Origin of the sequence: Kitasatospora sp. NPDC127116 (assembly GCF_042677365.1) — a bacterium.
Classification (GTDB): Bacteria; Actinomycetota; Actinomycetes; order Streptomycetales; family Streptomycetaceae; genus Kitasatospora; species Kitasatospora lactacystinica.
This window is the reverse complement of sequence record NZ_JBHXTL010000096.1, coordinates 1-19,504: the sequence shown is the minus strand read 5'-3', so window position 1 is coordinate 19,504 and position 19,504 is coordinate 1. Positions and strand designations below refer to the sequence as shown.

General features: G+C 75.0%; 15 protein-coding genes. 11 read left to right on the top strand and 4 right to left on the bottom strand.

The genetic code is table 11. The annotated features are described in order from the left end of the window. The first annotated feature begins 68 nt into the window (after positions 1-68). Positions 69-1,433 carry an N-acetylmuramoyl-L-alanine amidase gene (locus tag ACFVHV_RS30770; RefSeq protein WP_380355361.1) on the top strand — a complete coding sequence of 455 codons (1,365 nt, stop codon included), beginning with the start codon at positions 69-71 and terminating at the stop codon, positions 1,431-1,433. 61 nt (positions 1,434-1,494) lie between these two features. After that, positions 1,495-2,508, top strand: coding sequence for a DNA-3-methyladenine glycosylase family protein (locus ACFVHV_RS30765; protein WP_380355358.1), 1,014 nt, complete (start codon positions 1,495-1,497; stop codon positions 2,506-2,508). Between the two features lie 33 nt (positions 2,509-2,541). Here ACFVHV_RS30765 and ACFVHV_RS30760 read toward each other — a convergent pair whose 3' ends face one another. Genes ACFVHV_RS30760 through ACFVHV_RS30750 form a run of 3 tightly spaced genes read right to left on the bottom strand, consistent with a single transcriptional unit; the run spans position 2,542 to position 5,525 of the window. Then, on the bottom strand, positions 2,542-3,834 hold the full coding sequence (locus tag ACFVHV_RS30760; protein ID WP_380355356.1) for a coenzyme F420-0:L-glutamate ligase: 1,293 nt from the start codon (positions 3,832-3,834) through the stop codon (positions 2,542-2,544). After that, positions 3,831-4,841 carry a 2-phospho-L-lactate transferase gene (gene cofD / locus ACFVHV_RS30755; protein WP_380355354.1) on the bottom strand — a complete coding sequence of 337 codons (1,011 nt, stop codon included), beginning with the start codon at positions 4,839-4,841 and terminating at the stop codon, positions 3,831-3,833. Before cofD ends, ACFVHV_RS30760 begins: the two co-directional genes overlap by 4 nt. A gap of 42 nt (positions 4,842-4,883) precedes the next feature. Beyond that, positions 4,884-5,525, bottom strand: coding sequence for a cysteine dioxygenase (locus ACFVHV_RS30750; RefSeq protein ID WP_380355351.1), 642 nt, complete (start codon positions 5,523-5,525; stop codon positions 4,884-4,886). Between the two features lie 621 nt (positions 5,526-6,146). Between ACFVHV_RS30750 and ACFVHV_RS30745 the strand changes: the two genes are divergently transcribed. From ACFVHV_RS30745 to ACFVHV_RS30735, 3 genes are all read left to right on the top strand, one after another. Then, on the top strand, positions 6,147-6,419 hold the full coding sequence (locus ACFVHV_RS30745; protein ID WP_030062195.1) for a WhiB family transcriptional regulator: 273 nt from the start codon (positions 6,147-6,149) through the stop codon (positions 6,417-6,419). A gap of 224 nt (positions 6,420-6,643) precedes the next feature. After that, positions 6,644-10,522, top strand: a complete 3,879-nt coding sequence (locus ACFVHV_RS30740; protein WP_380355348.1) for a glycosyltransferase family 2 protein — start codon at positions 6,644-6,646, stop codon at positions 10,520-10,522. A gap of 6 nt (positions 10,523-10,528) precedes the next feature. After that, complete coding sequence (locus ACFVHV_RS30735; RefSeq protein ID WP_359910081.1) at positions 10,529-12,271, top strand: DUF5719 family protein; 1,743 nt, start codon at positions 10,529-10,531, stop codon at positions 12,269-12,271. 41 nt (positions 12,272-12,312) lie between these two features. Here the strand turns inward: ACFVHV_RS30735 and ACFVHV_RS30730 are convergent, their stop codons facing one another. Further along, a complete protein-coding gene (locus tag ACFVHV_RS30730) occupies positions 12,313-12,765 on the bottom strand; it encodes a metallopeptidase family protein (protein ID WP_359910079.1) in 453 nt (150 codons plus the stop codon). A 164-nt stretch (positions 12,766-12,929) separates the two neighbouring features. Between ACFVHV_RS30730 and ACFVHV_RS30725 the strand changes: the two genes are divergently transcribed. The 6 genes from ACFVHV_RS30725 to ahcY all read left to right on the top strand — a co-directional run bounded on the left by ACFVHV_RS30725 (position 12,930) and on the right by ahcY (position 19,382). After that, a complete protein-coding gene (locus tag ACFVHV_RS30725) occupies positions 12,930-13,295 on the top strand; it encodes a DUF3499 domain-containing protein (protein WP_359910076.1) in 366 nt (121 codons plus the stop codon). 164 nt (positions 13,296-13,459) lie between these two features. Further along, positions 13,460-14,845, top strand: coding sequence for a phosphomannomutase/phosphoglucomutase (locus tag ACFVHV_RS30720; protein WP_359910073.1), 1,386 nt, complete (start codon positions 13,460-13,462; stop codon positions 14,843-14,845). A gap of 88 nt (positions 14,846-14,933) precedes the next feature. Beyond that, positions 14,934-15,116 (top strand): Trm112 family protein, encoded by a 183-nt coding sequence (locus ACFVHV_RS30715; RefSeq protein ID WP_224284587.1) that lies wholly within the window; start codon positions 14,934-14,936, stop codon positions 15,114-15,116. Positions 15,117-15,210: 94 nt separating this feature from the next. Further along, positions 15,211-16,458 (top strand): SIS domain-containing protein, encoded by a 1,248-nt coding sequence (locus ACFVHV_RS30710; RefSeq protein ID WP_359910069.1) that lies wholly within the window; start codon positions 15,211-15,213, stop codon positions 16,456-16,458. A gap of 156 nt (positions 16,459-16,614) precedes the next feature. Beyond that, positions 16,615-17,592 (top strand): cation diffusion facilitator family transporter, encoded by a 978-nt coding sequence (locus ACFVHV_RS30705; RefSeq protein WP_359910066.1) that lies wholly within the window; start codon positions 16,615-16,617, stop codon positions 17,590-17,592. 341 nt (positions 17,593-17,933) lie between these two features. Then, positions 17,934-19,382: an adenosylhomocysteinase gene (gene ahcY / locus ACFVHV_RS30700; RefSeq protein ID WP_359910063.1), complete on the top strand. Its 1,449-nt coding sequence runs from the start codon at positions 17,934-17,936 to the stop codon at positions 19,380-19,382. The last annotated feature ends 122 nt before the right edge of the window (positions 19,383-19,504 follow it).

Below are 19,504 nucleotides of genomic sequence, written 5' to 3'. Positions count from 1 at the left end.
GGGAGGGGCGGCCGAACGGGCGCGGAGCGACGTGGCGGGCGGTCCGGTTTGCGGCGACGATCCGGTTTATGCGCCTCTCACTCCCGGCCGCCCTGCTCGCCGGATGCACCGCCGCCCTCCTGCTCCAACCCGCCGCCGCCGCGACCCCCTCGCCGACGCCGCAGCGCCGCGAGTTCGCCGGCGGCGGCTCGACCACCACCCTCCCGCTGCCCGCCGGGACCGGCCTCGCCGCGCGCGGCACCCGACCGTTCGAACTCCTCGGCCTGGGCTGGGACGGCCCGGCGGACGCCCTCGCCGGGGCGGTGGTCCGGGTCCGCACCCGGGACGCGGCCACCGGCCGCTGGAGTGCCTGGCACCGCCTGGAGGCCGGTCCCGAGGACGGCCCCGACCACCCGGCGCACCGCGCCACCGCCCCGCTCTGGACCGGCCGCAGCGACGGCGTCGCGGTCGAGGTCCGGCCCGGGCCCGCCGGAGTCCCGGCCGGGCTGCGGCTCGACCTGGTCGACCCGGGGAACGGGGCCGCCCCGGCGGGCCTACGGACCCTGCCCGCGGAGCCGCCGACCGGGCCGTCGACGGACCCGCCCGTGAACCCGCCGACGGCCTCTCCGCCGGACCCGCCCGTGAATCCGCCGACGGACCCGCCGACCGGGTCGCCGACGGACCCGCCCGTGAACCCGCCGACGGCCTCTCCGCCGGACCCGACAACCGGGCCTCCCGTGAATCCGCCGACAGATCCGTCGACCGGGTCGCCGACGGACCCGCCCGCGAACCCGCCGACGGGGCCCTCCACCGAGCCGGGGCCGTCCACCGAGCCGGGGCCCAAGGGCCAGGCTCCGCGCCCGACGATCGTCACCCGGGCCGGCTGGGGGGCCGACGAGTCACTGCGCGAGCGGGACTTCGTGTACACCGGCCCGGTCCGCGAGGTCTTCGTCCACCACACCGACACCGCCACGGACTACGCCTGCGCCGACGCTCCCCGGGTGATCCGGGCGATCTACCAGTACCACGTGAGGACCAACGGCTGGCGGGACATCGGCTACAACTTCCTGGTCGACCGCTGCGGGACCGTCTACGAGGGCCGGGCGGGCGGCGTCGAGCGGTCCGTCCAGGGCGCCCACACCCTCGGCTTCAACGCCGACTCCTCCGGCGTCGCCGCGCTCGGCACCTACGTCGACGGCCGGCCGCCCCAGCCGCTCGTCGACGGCCTCGCCGCGCTCGCCGCCTGGAAGCTCGGCCTCGAAGCCCAACCCGCCGACGGCCGTACCAAGCTCACCTCCTCCTCGGGCGCCAGCCGCTTCCCCAGGGGCAGCGTCGTCGAGTTCGACGCCGTCTCCGGACACCGCGACGCCGTCGCCACCGAGTGCCCGGGCAACGCCCTCTACGCCCTGCTCCCCGCCCTGCGCACCGCGGCCGCCCTCCTCCAGACCCGCTGACCCCTCCCCACCCCGCCCCTTCCCGTGTCCCGACCGGGCACGGGAAAGGGCCGGGGAGGCGATGTCGTCCGGCGGACCCCCGTCGCCCCGCTCGCCGCCCCGCGGGTCTGTCCGACCCCGCGCGTATCGTTCATGTCCGGAGGCGACGCGGGAGGCGAGAGCGGTGGAAGCGGTACGGCGCTGGCGCCCGGGCTTCCCGCTGGACGTGGCCCGCACCCTGCTCCCGCTGCGCCGGGGCCCCGCCGATCCGGCGTACCGCAGCACCGGTGACGGCGCCGTCTGGCGCGCCTCCCGCACCCCGGCCGGCATCGGCACCCTGCGGGTGCTGCCGCGTCCGGCCGCCGGCGAGGTCGAGGCGAGCGCCTGGGGCCCGGGCGCGGACTGGCTCCTCGACCGCCTCCCCACCCTGCTGGGCGCCGACGACGCCCCGGAGGCGCTGGTCCTGCCGCCCGGCCCGCTGCGGGACGCCCAGCGCCGTACCGCCGGGGTCCGGCTGGCCAGGACCGGTCTGGTGCTGGAGTCGCTGGTTCCGGCGATCCTGGAGCAGAAGGTCACCACCGACGAGGCCTACCGCGCCTGGCGCACCCTGCTGCGGGACTTCGGCACCCCGGCGCCGGGCCCGGCCGAGGGCATGCGGGTGGCACCGTCGGCCCGCGAGTGGGCGCTGGTGCCGAGCTGGGAGTGGCACCGGGCGGGCGTGGACCCGAAGCGCTCGGCGACGATCATGCGCGCGGTCCGGCTGGCGCCGCGGCTGGAGGAGGCCTCGGCGATGGGCCACGAGGAGGCCTTCGCCCGCCTCACCGCCGTCCCGGGCATCGGGGTCTGGACGGCCGCCGAGACCCTGCAGCGCAGCAACGGGGATCCGGACGCGGTCTCGGTCGGGGACTTCCACCTGCCCGATCTGGTCGGCTGGGCCCTGGCCGGCCGCCCCCGCAGCGACGACGCCCAGATGCTGGCGCTGCTGGAGCCCTACCGTCCCCAGCGCCACCGCGTCTGCCGCCTCCTGCTGGCCACCGGCGTCCACGCCCCCCGCTACGGCCCGCGCCTGACCCCCAACGACCACCGCCGCCGCTGAGTGCGGCGGCCCGGCCGTCCGGGCGCGCGGCCGCTACCGCACCGCGATGAAGGCGTCGGCGCCGCGTTCCGGGCGGGCCTTCGGCGGCTCGGCGGGGCGGCCGACGGCGACGGCGCCCATCGGGTCCCAGTCGTCCGGGAGGTCCAGCGCCTCGCGCACGGTGTCGCGGCAGAACATGGTGGACGAGACCCAGGCGGAGCCGTAGCCCTCGCCGGTGAGCGCGACCAGCAGGTTCTGCACGGCGGCGCCGACGGCGACGGTGAACATCTCCCGTTCGGCGGTGGCCCGGCGCGGGTCGGGGTAGTCGTGCGAGCCGTCCGTCACCAGGCAGGGCACCACCAGGTAGGGGGCGTCGCGCAGGACGTTGCCGCGGGCGGTGCGCCGGGCGATCCTCGCCTCGTCCCAGCCGTCGAGTTCGCGCAGGTCGCGCTGCCAGGCGGCGAGCATCGCGTCGAGCAGCCGCACCCGGGTGTCCGCCGATTCCAGCAGCACGAACCGCCACGGCGTGGTGTGGTGCGGGGCGGGCGCGGTGACGGCGGCGGCGACGGCGCGGCGGACGGCGGCCGGGTCGACCGGTTCCGCGGTGAAGGAGCGGACGGTGCGCCGCAGGGTGACGGCCTGCCGCAGCGCCTCGGAGGTGCCGAGCCGGAACATGTCGTCGACGGAGGGCCGGACCAGCGGCCGGACGCCCTCGCCGTCCTCGGCGGTGACGAGGTGCCCGAGCCCGCGCACGACCGCCACCGGGATGCCGGAGGCCTTGCCCTTCACCAGGTCGGCGGCGGCGGCGAGTTCGTCGGCCGTCGCGGTGACGGTCATCTCCAGCTGGTTGCCGTGGCTGTCGGTGCGGCCCCGGTGGTCCTCCAGGACGGAGAGGCCCGCGGCGCCGATCGCGACGTCGGTCAGCCCGTTGCGCCACGGCCGTCCGAAGGTGTCGGTGACGACGACGGCGAGCCGGCGGCCGGTGAGCTGCTGGAGCCGGGCCCGCAGCGCCCGCGCGGAGGCGTCCGGGTCCTCGGGCAGCAGCAGGACGGTGCCGGGGGCGGTGTTGGAGGCGTCGACCCCGGCGGCGGCCATGACGAAGCCGTTGCGGTTCTCCACGATCCGGATCGGTCCGCGCCGGGCGACCAGCCGGACGGTCTCGGCGTCGATCGCGTCCTCGCGGTCGGTGGCGTGCAGCAGCCGGTCCTCGGCCTTGCTGACGATCTTCGAGGTGACCAGCAGGATGTCGCCGTCCTGGTACGTCCCCGCCTTGGCGATGAGCTCGCCCAGGTCCGCCCCCGCCTCGATCTCGGGGATGCCGTCGACTCCGAGGACCTCCAGCGTCACTTCCGCACCTGCTCCGCCAGCGCCAGCGCGGTGCGCGCCATCTCGGCGGTGGCCTCGACGTCGGTCATCAGCAGCGGGACGGCCCGGCAGGCGATCCCGGCGGCCTCGACGGCGGCCACCGAGGCTTCGTCGGCGCTGTCGACCAGCCACCCGTCGAGAAGGCCCGCCCCTCGCCCGTCGCCGCTCTCGCCCGGGCCGCTTCGCAGCGCCGCCCTGCTGCCGTAGTTCAGCGCGACCGCCTCCGCGGTGGCCTCGACGCCGACGGCGGCGAGCACCTTGTCGGCCATGCCGCGCACCGGCGCCCCGCCGATGATCGGGGAGAGCCCGACGACCGGCGCGGGTGCGGAGGCGACCGCCTCCCGGATGCCGGGGACGGCGAGGATGGTGCCGATCGAGACCACCGGGTTGGACGGCGGGAAGAGGATGACGTCCGCCCCGGCGATCGCCTCCAGCACGCCGGGCGCGGGCTTGGCGGTGTCCGCGCCGACCGCGACGACCGCCTCGGCGTCCACCGCGGCGTGCAGCTTGACCCAGTACTCCTGGAAGTGGATCGCCCGGGTGCCCTGCTCGTCGGTGATCCGCACGTGGGTCTCGACCCGGTCGTCGCTCATCGGCAGCAGTCGCACGCCCGGCTTCCAGCGCACGCACAGCGCCTCGGTGACCTGGGTGAGGCTGTACCCGGCGGTGAGCATCTGGCTGCGCACGAGGTGGGTGGCGAAGTCCCGGTCGCCGAGCCCGAACCACTCGGGGCCGACGCCGTACGCCTTCATCTCGGCCTTGATGGACCAGGTCTCGTCGGTCCGGCCCCAGCCCTGTTCCTCGTGGATGCCGCCGCCGAGGGTGTACATCACGGTGTCCAGGTCGGGGCAGACCTTGAGGCCGTAGAGGTGGATGTCGTCGCCGGTGTTGCCGATGACGGTGATCTCGTCCTGCGGTCCGACCGCCGCGCGGAGTCCGCGCAGGAAGCGCGCCCCGCCGATTCCGCCTGCCAGTGCCACGATGCGCATGGGACTCATCCTGCCACGGTCGGACCCTCCGTCAGCCCGTGATCAGTGCGACCCGGCCTGTGCCTGCTGCTCGGGGTGCTGCTCGGGGACGGCGGCGGCGCCGTACTGGTTCATCTCGGTCAGGCCCGGGGTGTAGAGGTGGATGGAGACGGCGGGTTCGAGCGCGCCGTTGACGACCTCGTGCAGGTAGCCGCAGGAGAACACACGCTGGCCGCCGGGCCGCAGGGCGCGGGCGCCCTCGCCCGCGTGTGTGAGGGAGCGCTCGATCAGCTCGCCCTTGACGACGCTCATCACGCCGGAGGACTCGCCGTGGTCGTGGAAGCCGCTGGACTGGCCGGGCAGCCAGCTGAGCAGCCAGACCTCGTAGCCGGGGCCGGTCTCCAGCCGGGCGTACCAGCGGGTCAGCGCGTCGTAGCGGACGAGCGGCTCCCAGCGGGTGCGGTCGGCGGCGATCTCGCGCACCAGCCGGGCGTACCCGGCGACGGTGGTGGGGTGGGCCGGCAGGTCGGTGCGGGCCAGGTGCGGGAAGGCGAGCGGGTCGCCGGCGATGGAGACGTCGCTGAGGCCGTCGGCCCACTGGCGGGTCCGGGGGCCGGCGGGGGTGCCGGCGGGGGCGGTGGCGGGGCCGCGGTGGGCGAGCTTGTTGCGGTCGCGGTTCCGCTTGCGGATGCGGATCATGCGCACGGGAGTCGTCCTCGGAGGAGTCGGCCGGTTCGTGGGATCGGCCGGATCCGGATGTCCTGGGACGGGAATCGCGGGCGGCCTCTGTGCTTCCTGGGGGCGGCGCGCGGTGGGACGCGGGCGCCTAGATACAGCAGGAACAGAGGCGACAACAAGAGTTCACGGCACGGCGGAGGGTGGAACCGCTCCGGGGGCTGGCGAACTCTGACATAGAAGCAAGGACACCGCATCCGCGGGGGCGGTGTCAAACCAAAGGATGCGGCATTCGAGTGGGTTAGGTCCGGATCTTTCCCTGATGGGGTGATTCATCACTCTCTATGTTTCGATGGGAAGATCGCCGGGAAGGCAGCCCGATGACCGGCCTGTGGCGGTGACCGGGCGTCACCTGCCGAATGGTTGCGGATGGTTCGGCACTGTTCAGGACCTTGAGGCAGAAGGTCCGATGTGTCCGTATATGTACACTATTCGTAACGGCTTGGTGCCAGGGAGTGAATCCCGGCCCCAATACCAGAGCTCGGCTTGACTGGGCCAGAGTGACGCAACTGTAATTTCACTCGTGTCGTCGGCCGCACGAGGCAACGGCAACCACGGGGACGCCAAGTAGGGGCAGAGGAGGCGCGCCACATGAGCGAGCTCTTTGAGCTGTTGATCGGGGACGGCATCGCGGAGGACGAGGAGGAACTCGGCTGGCAGGAGCGCGCGTTGTGCGCCCAGACCGACCCCGAGTCCTTCTTCCCCGAGAAGGGCGGCTCGACCCGCGAGGCCAAGAAGGTCTGCCTCGCCTGCGAGGTCCGCTCCGAGTGCCTGGAGTACGCGCTCGCCAATGACGAGCGCTTCGGCATCTGGGGCGGCCTCTCCGAGCGCGAGCGCCGCCGGCTCAAGAAGAGCGCGGTCTGACGGGCGGCCCCGACCCTCGCTGACCCTTCGACAGCGACGGACAGCCGCACAGCCGTACGGGCGCCTCACCGCGGTGGTGGGGCGCTTTCGTGTTCCCGGGGCCCCCTTCACGGTCTCCGCACGCACACCCCGGACGAAGCGGCCACCCGGAGCCGTTAGTGTGGTGCGCCATCCGGTTGCCGTTCACCGGCTGTGTCCACCGAGAACTGGGGCCCGCGCACGCGATGACCGTCTACAGCCACCAGAGCGGCTCCACCGCTTCCCGGCCGCCCGCCTACCCGCGCCACCTGGTCACCGCCGTGATCGTCTCGCACGACGGCGCCCGCTGGCTGCCGCAGGCCATGGCCGGCCTGCTCGGTCAGGACCGCCAGGTCCAGCGGATCCTCGCCGTCGACACCGGATCCACCGACAACTCTCCGCAACTGCTCGCCGACACCCTCGCCGACTGGCTGCCGGACAGCGGCCCGCTGGTCCTCGGCCGCCGGGCCGGCTTCGGCACCGCCGTCGCCGAGGCCGTGTCGAGCAGCGCGCCCCTGCGTCCGGAAGACCTGCCGTACCGGCTCGACCCCTCCGGCTACGACCCGGTCACCGGCGGCTGGGACGACTTCGGCGACCCGCTCGCCCAGGAGGACGACCTCGGCCGCGGCGGCCCCCGCGAGACCCGGCCGGTCGAATGGCTCTGGCTGCTGCACGACGACTGCGAACCGCAGACCGACGCGCTGCGCCGGCTGCTCCAGGTCGCCGACTCCACCCCCAGCGCCGCCGTGGTCGGCCCCAAGCTGCGCAGCTGGTACGACCGCCGCCAGCTGCTGGAGGTCGGCGTCACCATCGCCCACTCCGGCCGCCGCTGGACCGGCCTGGACCGCCGCGAGCAGGACCAGGGCCAGCACGACCAGGTCCGCCCGGTGCTCGCCGTCTCCAGCGCCGGCATGCTGGTGCGCCGGGACGTCTTCGAGGAGCTCGGCGGCTTCGACAGGGCCCTCCCGCTGATGCGGGACGACACCGACTTCTGCTGGCGGGTCAACGCCGCCGGCCACCGCGTGGTGGTCGCCCCCGACGCCGTGCTGCGGCACGCCGAGGCGTCCTCCCGCGAGCGCCGCGCGATCGACTGCGGCCCCTCCCACCCGCACCGGGTGGACAAGGCCGGCGCGGTCTACACCCTGCTCACCAACTGCAAGGGCGCGCTCTTCCCCTACGTCCTGCTGCGGCTGGTGCTCGGCACCCTGCTGCGGGCCGTCACCAACCTGCTCGGCAAGGACCCGCGCCAGGCCTTCGACGAACTCGCCGGCCTCGGCCACGAACTCGTCCGCTTCCCGCGGCTGTTGGCCGCGCGCAAGCGCCGTGCCCGGTCCCGGGCGGCGGACGCCCTGGACGACCGCACGCTCTTCCCGGCCCCCGGCGCCACCACCCGGCTGGCGGTCGAGGGCGTCGTCGGCTCGCTCGGGATAGGGGGCGGCGACGACAGCGGCCGGCACGGCTCGGCCGAGGCCGGCGGCGACGAGGACGCCGAGGACCTGGTCGTCGAGCAGTTCGCGCTGCTCAAGAAGCTCGCCCGGCGCCCGGCGCCGGTGCTGTTCGCGGCCGTGCTGGTGTTCGCCCTGATCGCCTGCCGCGGCCTGTTCGGCAGCGGCGAGCTGTTCGGCGGCGCCCTGCTGCCCGCGGCCGACGGGGCCGGCGGCCTCTGGTCGATGTACGCGGACGCCTGGCACCCGGTCGGCACCGGCTCCACCGCCGCCGCGCCGCCGTACCTCGGCGTGCTGGCCGTGCTCTCCTGGCTGCTCTTCGACCACGCCGACCTCGCGCTCACCCTGATCGTGGTGCTCGCCGTCCCGCTGGCCGCGGTCAGCGCCTACCTGGTGTCCCGGCCGCTGCTGGACTCCAAGGTGGTCCGCGCCTGGGCCAGCGCCACCTACGCGCTGCTGCCCGCCGCGACCGGCGCGCTCGCCCAGGGCCGGATCGGCACCGCCGTGCTCGCCGTGCTGCTGCCGCCGCTGGCCCGCGCCGCCGCCATCGCGGCCGGCCTCGGCATCCGGGACGAGAGCGCCGCCAAGGGCGCCCGCCCGGGCTGGCGCCCGGTCTGGATGGCCGTCCTGCTGCTCACCCTGGCCACCGCCTTCGTCCCGCTGACCTGGGCGCTCGCGGTACCGCTCTGCCTGGCGATGCTGGTCGCCGCGGTGCTGCGCGGCGGCGCCTTCGGCTCCGGCGGCGCGGCGCTGCGCCTGCTCGGCCTGCGCGTCCTGGTGATCCTGGCGGTGCCCGTCGTGGTGCTGGCGCCGTGGTCGCTCGCGGTGCTGTCGCACCCGCAGCGGCTGCTGCTGGAGGCCGGGCTGCCCGGCCTGCACGGCAGCGGCGCGAGCGCGGCCGGCCTGCTGCTGGTCAACCCGGGCGGCGCCGGGGTGCCGCCGATCTGGCTCTCGGCGGGTGTCGTGCTCGCCGCGCTGGCCGCGCTGCTGCGCGCCGACCGCCGCCGCGCGGTGCTCGTCGCCTGGGGTGCGGCCGGTGCCGGCCTGGTCTTCTCGGTCGCGGTGGCGGGCACCTCCGTCACCCCGGCCTCCGGCGGCCCGGCGGTGCCCGCCTGGGCCGGCCCGGCCACCCTGATCGCCGGCATCGCCCTGCTGGCCGCCGCCGCGATCGGCGCCGACGGCGCCAACGCCCGCGTGGCCGGGATCGCCTTCGGCTGGCGCCAGCCGGTGGCCGCCCTGGTGGTGGCCACGGCCGTGCTGGCGCCGCTGGGCACCGGCCTGTGGTGGGCGCTGACCGGCGCCGGCGGCCCGCTGCACCGAGGCCAGGCCGACCAGGTCCCCGCGTTCATCGCCGAGGAGGCCGGCACCACCGACCGGGCCCGCACCCTGGTCGTCACCGGGGAGAAGAGCGGCGGCGCGGTCCGCTACACCGTGCTGCGCGGCGCCGGGCTGACGCTCGGCCAGGCCGAGTCCACCGTCGACCCGGCGACCGGCACCCAGGACGGCCTGAACAAGATGGTCGGCAGCCTGCTGGCCGGCTCCGGTGCCGACCAGGCGAGCGCGCTGGCCGGCTACGGCATCGCCTACGTGCTGGTCCAGCAGCCGGTGATCGACGTCTTCAAGGACGTCCTGGACACCACCCCCGGCCTGGTCAAGGCCAACCAGGACGGTGCCGCCGCGCTCTGGCAGGTCAACGGCACCCCCGCGGTCCGCGCGGTGATCACCGCCCCCGGTGCCAACCCGGTGGTCGTCCCGTCCGGGGCCCGCGACCTGTCCGCCACCGTCCCGGCCGGTCCGGACGGCCGGGTGCTGCGGCTCGCCGAGTCCGCCGCCACGGAGTGGAAGGCCACCGTGGACGGCACCGCGCTGGAGCCCACCACGGTCGACGGCTGGGCGCAGGGCTTCAAGCTCCCGGCCGCCGGCGGGAAGCTGACCGTCACCCGGGAGGGCGGCGCCGCCCACACCGGCTGGATCTGGGCCCAGGTGCTGCTCGGCCTCACCATCCTGGTGCTGGCCCTGCCCGGCCGCCGCAGCCACAAGGACGACGACCTGCCCGAGGAGGCCGTCGCGGCCGCCGCGCTGGCCGCCGCCGCCCAGGCGCAGGCCCCCGCCCCCGGCAGCCGCCGGGCCCGCCGGATGGCCGAGCGCGGCGAGGGCGGCGAGGGCGCGGACGGCGCCGAGGGCGGTGCCGACGAGTCCGGGGTGTACGACCGGCCGGGCGCGATCCCGGCCCAGCCCGCCGGCGAGCCGGTGACCGGAGCCGTCCAGGCGGCCGCCGCCATCCAGGACGCCGAGCAGTACACCGACCCGTACCAGGCGTACCAGCAGGCCGACCCGTACAGCTACGACCAGTACGCGGCCCAGCAGCCGGTCGCCGCGCCGTACGGCGGCCAGGGCTACGACGCCCACGGCTACGAGAACCACGGGTACGACGGCACCCGGCCGCAGGGCTACGAGCAGCCGTACCAGCCCGAACAGCAGCAGCCGTACGGCTACGACGCCCACGGGTACGACGGCCACCAGCAGCACCCGGAGCAGCAGCCCTGGCTGCCTGGCCAGCAGCAGGGCGAGCCCTACTACGACCCGAACGACCCCAACGGCCCCGGCCGGTACCCGCACCAGCACGGATCGGGGAGCTGACCCGCGATGAAGAAGCCCGCATTCAGGAAGAAGTCCGGCGCCGGCGAGGCCGCCGGGCCGGCCGGGCCCGCCTTCGCGGCGGAGCCGACCGGGGCGGCCCCGGCCGCCCGGCCCGGCCGCAGCCGCAGCCCGTTCGCCGGGGGGGCCGCAGGTGCCGGCGGCGGGGCCAGGACCACCCCGTCCCTGCTCGCCGCGGCCGTGGTGCTCGCGGCGGTGTTCGGGATCGCCGAGGTGCGCCCGCCGGCCGCCCCGGCCAAGGCGGCCACCGGGGCCGCCCCCACCACCGAGCAGGTCGAGCGGACCTCGGTGGTCTGCCCGCAGCCGATCCAGAGCCTGACCGGCTCGACCACGCTCACCGCCTACACCCCGCCCGGGACGGGCTCCGCCACCGGCGGGGCCGGCTGGCTCTCCGACGCGGCCGCGCCGGCCGTGCCCGCCGCCCAGCCGACCGCCGCGCCGGCGGCCCCGACGGCCCCCGCCGCCCCGGCCCCGACCGGCTCGGGCGCCCCCGCCGCCCCGGCCCAGGACAAGAACGCGGCGCCCGCCGACGCCCGGCTGACGGTGCCCAAGCCCGGAACCCCGGCCACCGGCCCGGCCGCCAACGGCGACGCCGCGCCCGGCACCGGGGCGGTCGCCACCGGCGCCCTCGCCCCCGGCTTCACCGTCACCCAGACCACGGTGGTCACCGAGCAGCGCGGCCTCGGCCTGTCCGGCCTCACCTGCGCCCCGGCCGGGACCGGCTTCTGGTTCGCCGGGGCCAGCACCGCCGGCGACCGGGTCGACTACGTCAGCCTGGTCAACACCGAGTCCTCCGCCGCGGTTGTGGACATCAAGCTGTACGGCGACAAGGGCCTGATCGACAACGACTCGGCCAACGGGATCACCGTCGCGCCCGGCAGCTCCCAGGCCGTCCTGCTGTCGACCATCAGCAAGGGCGCGGTCGCCGACCTCGCGGTGCACGTGGTGGTGCGCTCGGGACGGGTCGGCGCCGCGCTGCACGCCGCCGACGGCGGCAAGGGCGCGGACTGGATCCCGGCCTCGGCCGACCCGGCCCCCGTCCAGGTGCTGCCCGGCCTGCCCGCCGACACCGCCTCCGCCCGCCTGGTGGTCTGGGCGCCGCCGGAGGACGACGCCGACCTGAAGATCCAGCTGTCCGGCAAGAACGGCTGGTTCAGCCCGGCCGGCAACGAGTCGATCCACGTCAAGGCGGGCATGGTGGCCGCCGTCGACCTCGGCAAGGTCACCCGCGACGAGGTCGCCGGGCTGCGGCTGTCGCCCAGCGACGACAAGCACCGCACCCCGATCGTGGCCGGACTGCGGATCGACCGGGCGGCGGCCAACGGCAAGACCGACGCGGCCTGGCTCACCGGCAGCAACCCGGTCGGAGCCCGCGCCACCGTCGCCGACAACCGGGCCGGCGCCTCCACGCTCTACCTGACCTCCAGCGGCGAGGCCGCCACCGTCCGGGTCACCGCCTCGGCCGGCAGCGGCGGCGGCACCCCGGCCACCAAGGAGGTCCAGGTCCCGGCCGGCGGTACGGTCGCCCTCCCGGCGCCCGAGCCCGCCGGGCTGAACGGCGTCTTCGCGCTCACCGCGGAGACCGTCTCCGGCGGCCCGGTGGTGGCCGCCCGGATGCTCTCCCTGCCGGCCAAGGACGTGCCGATGTTCACCGTCCAGGCGCTGCGCGACGACCGCAGCACCGTCAAGGTCCCGCAGGCCGGCCAGGATCCGGGCGTCGTCCTGCGCTGAGCAGCCGACGGGGCGGCACCCTTGGTGCCGCCCCGGGGGGATCAGTCCTCGTCGTAGCGCGGGTCGATGGCGTCCGGGGACAGCCCCAGCAGCTCGGCGACCTGCTCGATCAGGATCTCGTGCACCAGCGCCGCGCGGTCCTCGCGGGTCTTCGCCCGGATCTCCACCGGCCGCCGGTACACCACGATCTGGCTCTTGTGCCCCTGCTTGCCCGGCGACACCCGCCCCAGCGGCACGCCGTCCTCGGCGTCGGCGCCGTCCGGCTCGTGCAGCGGCACCTCCTGGACGGCGAACTCCACCTCGATCAACTGCGGCCAACGCCGTTCGAGGCGCTCCACCGACTCGCGCACGTAGTCGTCGAACAGTTCGGAGCGGGTGAGCGAGATCGGCACCTGGGGCGGCGCCAGCGGGCCGCGCAGGCCCCGCCCGTGCCGGTCGCGGTGCCGGGGGCGGCGCGCCGGGCCTGTCGATGACTGCGGTGCGGAGCTGTCCATATCACTGCCGAGGGTAGTCCTTGGACGGTCGGAAGTGGACCACTCCGGCGGGGAATCGCACGGGGCGTTGGATACGCGGCCCCGGCGCCCGCGGTGCGACACGGCACCCCTTCCGGGCAGGCGGTCTTCGCTCCCCGGCGAGGAGTGCGGTACCGTCCACCCTCGTGAGCTCTGTACGTCGTTGTTCGCGGACCGCGTGCGGCCGGCCGGCCGTCGCGACGCTGACGTACGTCTACGCGGACTCCACCGCCGTCCTCGGCCCGCTCGCCACCTACGCCGAGCCGCACTGCTACGACCTGTGCGCCGAGCACGCCGAGCGCCTCACCGCCCCGCGCGGCTGGGAGGTCGTCCGGCTCGCCGCCGAGGCCGGGCCGCTGCGCCGCAGCAGCGACGACCTGGAGGCGCTGGCCAACGCCGTTCGCGAGGCCGCCCGCCCGCAGAACCCCCGTCAGGGCCGCGGCCCCGAGGGCGAGTCCACCGAGGGCGGCCGCCGCGGCCACCTCCGGGTCCTGCGCTCGCCCGACAACTGAGGCCCGGGGTCCGCCGGGCGGATCGTGCCTGATCGGGACCAACCCGGCACGGGGTGTTCGTCCGGCCCGGGTACGCTGCCCGTCTACCGTCACCGCGCCCGTCGATCCGACGCGCGGTGGCCCAGACGTTCCGTGATCAGTCCTAAGACCAGGGTGGAGCCGCAGTGCGCGACCTCAAGCAGCTCGTGAAGGCGTACGACGTCCGGGGCGTCGTCCCGGACCAGTGGGACGAGAGCCTGTCCCGGGCCTTCGGTGCCGCGTTCGTGCAGGTCACCGGCGCGTCCGCGATCGTGGTCGGGCACGACATGCGGCCCTCCTCCCCGGCGCTGAGCCTGGCCTTCGCCGAGGGCGCCGCGGCCTACGGCGCCGACGTGGTGCAGATCGGGCTGTGCTCCACCGACCAGCTGTACTACGCCAGCGGCAAGCTGGACCTGCCCGGCGCGATGTTCACCGCCAGCCACAACCCGGCCCAGTACAACGGCATCAAGCTGTGCCGGGCCGGCGCCGCCCCGGTCGGCCAGGACACCGGCCTGACCGAGATCCGCGAGCTGGTCGAGTCCTGGACCGCCGAGGACGACACCGTCACCGTCCCGGCCAAGGACGTGAAGCCGGGCGAGCTGTCCGCCCAGGACACCCTGCGCGGCTACGCCGACCACCTGCTGGGCCTGGTCGACCTCACCGGGATCCGCCGGCTCAAGGTCGCGGTGGACGCCGGCAACGGCATGGGCGGCCACACCGTGCCGACCGTCTTCGACGGCCTGCCGATCGAGCTCGTGCCGATGTACTTCGAGCTGGACGGCACCTTCCCGAACCACGAGGCCAACCCGCTCGACCCGAAGAACCTGGTCGACCTCCAGGCGCGGGTCCGCGAGGTCGGCGCCGACATCGGCCTGGCCTTCGACGGCGACGCCGACCGCTGCTTCGTCGTGGACGAGCGCGGCGAGCCGGTCTCCCCGTCGGCGATCACCGCCCTGGTCGCCGTCCGCGAGATCGCCCGCGCCCGCGCCGCCGGCGAGGCCGAGCCGACGGTCATCCACAACCTGATCACCTCCTGGACCGTCCCCGAGGTGGTCCGCGAGCTCGGCGCCAAGCCGGTGCGCACCCGGGTCGGCCACTCCTTCATCAAGCAGGAGATGGCCGAGACCGACGCCGTCTTCGGCGGCGAGCACTCCGCGCACTACTACTTCCGCGACTTCTGGCGCGCCGACACCGGCATGCTGGCCGCCCTGCACGTGCTGGCCGCGCTCGGCGGCCAGCCGGGCACGCTGTCCGCGCTCACCGCCGAGTACGACCGCTACGCGGCCTCCGGCGAGATCAACAGCACCGTGGCCGACCAGGCCGCCAGCACGGCCGCCGTCCGCGCCGCCTTCGCCGGCGCCGAGGGCACCACGGTGGACGAGCTGGACGGCCTGACCGTGGCCGGCCCGGACTGGTGGTTCAACCTGCGCGCCTCCAACACCGAGCCGCTGCTGCGCCTGAACGTCGAGGCCAAGGACCCGGCGAAGATGGCCGAGCTGCGCGACGGCGTGCTCGCCGTCGTCCGCGGCTGAGCCTGATCACGGGCCCCGGTGCCCCGGCCGGTAGGGTTTCCTATCGGCCGGGGCACCTCCGTGCCACCCCCGAACTTTGGAGAGCCCCATGAAGCTCGAATCCTTCCTGCTGGAGATCCTGGTCTGCCCGCAGTGCCGGGCCGCGCTCGCCGAGGGCGGCACCGAGGAGCAGCCCGAGCTGGTCTGCACCGGCGCGGACTGCGGCCTCGCGTACCCGGTCCGCGAGGGCATTCCGGTCCTCCTGGTGGACGAGGCCCGCCGCCCGGCCTGATGCTGGGGGCGTTGCCCGGGGCGAAAGCCCCACCCCGACCGCCCGGCGCGCAGCGGAGCGCGCGCCCAGAGGACCGCAGCCGGAGGTTCGCCGCATGCTCGACGACACCCTGCTCGACGATCCGGCCGCCCTTCGGCGCGCCGACCACGACCGCGCCCTGCTGGCCCTGGCCGGCGCGGGCGCACGGGTCCGCACCGCGCTGCGCCGGGCCGAGGCGGCCGGGCTCGACCGGCTGCGGCCGGACGGCCGGCCGCGGTCCGTCCTGGTCGCCGGGCACGGCAGCGCGCTGACCGCCGCCGAGATGCTGTCCGCGCTGGCCGGCACGGCCTCCCTGGTCACCCCGCTGCCGCCGACCGAGGCGGCCGCCCCGCGCGCCGACCGGGCCGGCGCCCCGCCCGCCTTCACCGCCGGGCTCGGCTGGCAGCTGCCCGGCTGGGCCGGCCCGCTGGACCTGCTGGTGATCAGCTCCGCCGACGGCGGCGAGCAGGGCCTGGTCGGCCTCGCCGAGCAGGCGTACGCGCGCGGCTGCGCGATCGTCGTCACCGCCCCGGCCGGCAGCGCGCTGGCCGAGGCCGCGCTGCAGGTGCGCGCCCTGCCGCTGCCCTTCGTGGCCTCGGCGTCGTCCGAGGACCTCGCGCCGGTGGCGGCCGCCGAGCCGGACCTGCCGGCCGAGGACCCGGCGGCGCTCTGGTCCCACCTCACCCCGCTGCTGGCGCTGGCCCAGAAGATCGGCCTCACCCAGCTCCCGTACGACGCGCTGCCGGCCGTCGCCGACCTGCTGGACGCCACCGCCGTGCGCTGCCGCCCGGACGCCGCCGCGTACACCAACCCGGCGAAGGGCCTGGCCGCCCGGCTGGCCGGGACGGTCCCGCTGCTGTGGGCCGAGGGCCCGATCGCCGGGGCGGCCGCCACCCGGTTCGCCGCCCAGCTGGCCGACCGGGCCGGGCGCCCGGCGCTGGCCGGGCCGCTGCCGCAGGTGCTCACCGCCCACCGCGGCATGTTCACCGGGCAGTTGGGCGCGGGTGCCGACCCGGACGACTTCTTCCGCGACCGGGTCGAGGAGCCGGACCCGCTGCACCTTCAGGTGCTGCTGCTGCGGCACGCCCCGGGCGCGGCCGGCCCGGCGGCCGAGGACGGGCAGGACGGCCCGGCCGAGGTGCCGGAGGAGGACGCGGGGCCGCGCAGTTTCGGCGTGAGCCGGGCGCACCGGCTGGCCGCCGCGCACGACGTCCGGCTGACCGAGTACGCGAGCGCCCGGCCGGACCCGCTGCACGCGCTGGCCGACCTGGTCGCGCTGACCGACTTCGCCGCCGTCTACCTGGGGCTCGCCGCGCAGTCCTGAGACGGTCGGCCGGGTGGAACCTCCGGGCCGGTACGGTAAGCGCTCGACGAGCTGATCGACCCGTGAGGACTTTCGAGGCATGTGTGAGCGAAGCGAGCTCATCATCAGAGGGCGCGTATTGTGCGAAGCGCCCGCCGAGCGCAGCGAGGCGGTCGCGTGAGTACCGAAGGCGGCACCAAGGCACTGATCGCGGCACTGTCCGCGAACCTGGCGATCGCGGCGGCCAAGTTCACCGCCTTCGGCTTCACCGGTTCCTCCTCGATGCTGGCCGAGGGCGTGCACTCGGTGGCCGACTCCGGCAACCAGGTGCTGCTGCTGATCGGCGGCAAGCGGGCGCGCCGGGAGGCCGACGAGGAGCATCCCTTCGGGTACGGCCGCGAGCGCTACGTGTACGGCTTCCTGGTGGCCGTCGTGCTGTTCAGCGTCGGTGGCCTGTTCGCGATCTACGAGGGCTGGCACAAGATCAGCCACCCGGAGACCCTGGACGCCTGGGGCTGGGCGGTCGGCGTGCTGGTCTTCGCCATAGCGATGGAGGGCTGGTCCTTCCTCACCGCGATGCGGGAGTCCGCCAAGGCCAAGGGCCGGCAGGGCTGGGTGCAGTTCATCCGCACCGCGAAGGCGCCGGAGCTGCCGGTGGTGCTGCTGGAGGACACCGGTGCGCTGATCGGTCTGGTGCTCGCGCTGTTCGGCGTCGGGCTCACCGTGATCACCGGGAACGGCGTCTGGGACGGCGTCGGCACCCTGTGCATCGGCGTCCTGCTGGTGGTGATCGCCGTGGTGCTCGCCATGGAGACCAAGTCGCTGCTGCTCGGCGAGTCGGCGAACAAGGACTCGGTGCACCGGATCCGGGAGGCGCTGGTGGACGGCGAGACGGTCACCGGGGTGATCCACATGCGCACCCTGCACCTCGGCCCGGAGGAGCTGCTGGTCGCCGCCAAGATCGCCGTCAACGCCGAGGACAGTGCCGCCCGGGTGGCGGCGGCGATCGACGCGGCCGAGGAGCGGGTCCGCGCGGTCGTCCCGATCGCCCGGGCGATCTACCTGGAGCCCGACGTGTACAGCGCCGAGAAGGCCGCGGCGGGCGACGACCCGGCCGCCACGCCCGGTGGTCCGGGCCCGGCCGACGCGCACTGAACCCCGCCCCGGCCCCGCGGCCGGGGCCCCTGGGGCCCGGCTGGAGCGCCGCTCGGACCGGGGGCCGAAATCGGTCATCGGCGGACGGCCGGCGGGGCCGTCGGTGTAGATTCGTCACCAGAGCCAGAACGTCGCTGCTGATGGCGGTCGATCGGCGGTCCGCACCCGTAGGGTGTGCGCCGGTCGAGGGAGAGAGGTCCTCCGACGGTTTGTGCTGCGCAACGGGAAGCCGGTCCACCACGGACCCGGCTGTTCCGGCGTGGCCGTGCACCCGTACGGCCTGACGCACGCGACGCACGCCCGGACCTTTGGCCCCACCCCCATCAGCGAGGAGCAGACGCATGTCGACCGACATCACCGGTGACTTCAAGGTCGCCGACCTTTCCCTGGCGCCGTTCGGCCGCAAGGAGATCCAGCTGGCCGAGCACGAGATGCCCGGTCTGATGGCGATCCGCGCCGAGTACGCCGAGTCGCAGCCGCTGGCCGGCGCCCGCATCACCGGCTCGCTGCACATGACCGTGCAGACCGCCGTCCTGATCGAGACCCTGACGGCGCTCGGTGCCGAGGTCCGCTGGTGCTCCTGCAACATCTTCTCCACCCAGGACCACGCGGCCGCGGCCATCGCCGTCGGCCCGGAGGGCACCCCGGAGAACCCGCAGGGCGTGCCGGTCTTCGCCTGGAAGGGCGAGACCCTGGACGAGTACTGGTGGTGCACCGAGCAGGCCCTGACCTGGCCTGACGGCAAGACCCCGAACATGATCCTGGACGACGGCGGCGACGCCACCCTGCTGATCCACAAGGGCGTCGAGTTCGAGAAGGCCGGTGCCGCGCCGGACCCGTCCACCGCGGACAACGACGAGTTCCGGATCATCCTGGAGCTGCTCAACCGCACCCTCAAGGACACCCCGAACAAGTGGACCGAGGTCGCCGCCACGATCAAGGGCGTGACCGAGGAGACCACCACCGGTGTCCACCGCCTGTACGAGATGCACCGTGACGGCAAGCTGCTGTTCCCGGCCATCAACGTCAACGACGCCGTCACCAAGTCGAAGTTCGACAACAAGTACGGCTGCCGCCACTCGCTGATCGACGGCATCAACCGCGCCACCGACGTCCTGATCGGCGGCAAGGTCGCCGTCGTCTGCGGCTACGGCGACGTCGGCAAGGGCTGCGCCGAGTCGCTGCGCGGCCAGGGCGCCCGCGTGATCATCACCGAGATCGACCCGATCTGCGCGCTCCAGGCCGCGATGGACGGCTACCAGGTCACCACCCTGGAGGACGTCGTCTCGATCGCGGACATCTTCATCACCACCACGGGCAACAAGGACATCATCCTTGCCTCGCACATGGAGCAGATGAAGCACCAGGCGATCGTCGGCAACATCGGCCACTTCGACAACGAGATCGACATCGCGGGCCTGGCGAAGCTGCCCGGCATCGTGAAGACCGAGGTCAAGCCGCAGGTCCACGAGTGGCGCTTCGCCGACGGCCACACCATCATCATGCTGTCCGAGGGCCGCCTGCTGAACCTGGGCAACGCGACCGGCCACCCGTCCTTCGTGATGTCCAACTCCTTCGCCAACCAGACGATCGCCCAGATCGAGCTGTTCACGAAGACCGAGCAGTACCCGATCGGCGTCTACGTGCTGCCGAAGCACCTGGACGAGAAGGTCGCCCGCCTGCACCTCGACGCGCTGGGCGTGAAGCTGACCACCCTGACCCAGGACCAGGCCGACTACATCGGCGTCCCGGTCGACGGCCCGTACAAGGCCGAGCAGTACCGCTACTGATCGGTGAACCGTCCGGCGGGCGGGGGCCCCCCCCCCGGGGGGGGCCGCCCCCCGCCGGGGGGGGGGCCCGGCGCCGGGGCGGGCGCCCGGTGGTGGGGCGGGGGCCGGAGGGGGGGGAGTTT

Excerpts from the sequence above, each read along its gene's own strand:
- ACFVHV_RS30745 (WP_030062195.1), top strand. The coding sequence starts at position 6,147 with ATGAGCGAGCTCTTTGAGCTGTTGATCGGGGACGGCATCGCGGAGGAC.
- ACFVHV_RS30765 (WP_380355358.1), top strand. The coding sequence starts at position 1,495 with ATGTCGTCCGGCGGACCCCCGTCGCCCCGCTCGCCGCCCCGCGGGTCT.
- cofD (WP_380355354.1), bottom strand. The coding sequence starts at position 4,841 with ATGCGCATCGTGGCACTGGCAGGCGGAATCGGCGGGGCGCGCTTCCTG.
- ACFVHV_RS30715 (WP_224284587.1), top strand. The coding sequence starts at position 14,934 with ATGAAGCTCGAATCCTTCCTGCTGGAGATCCTGGTCTGCCCGCAGTGC.
- ACFVHV_RS30735 (WP_359910081.1), top strand. The coding sequence starts at position 10,529 with ATGAAGAAGCCCGCATTCAGGAAGAAGTCCGGCGCCGGCGAGGCCGCC.
- ACFVHV_RS30770 (WP_380355361.1), top strand. The coding sequence starts at position 69 with ATGCGCCTCTCACTCCCGGCCGCCCTGCTCGCCGGATGCACCGCCGCC.
- ACFVHV_RS30740 (WP_380355348.1), top strand. The coding sequence starts at position 6,644 with ATGACCGTCTACAGCCACCAGAGCGGCTCCACCGCTTCCCGGCCGCCC.
- ACFVHV_RS30710 (WP_359910069.1), top strand. The coding sequence starts at position 15,211 with ATGCTCGACGACACCCTGCTCGACGATCCGGCCGCCCTTCGGCGCGCC.
- ACFVHV_RS30730 (WP_359910079.1), bottom strand. The coding sequence starts at position 12,765 with ATGGACAGCTCCGCACCGCAGTCATCGACAGGCCCGGCGCGCCGCCCC.
- ahcY (WP_359910063.1), top strand. The coding sequence starts at position 17,934 with ATGTCGACCGACATCACCGGTGACTTCAAGGTCGCCGACCTTTCCCTG.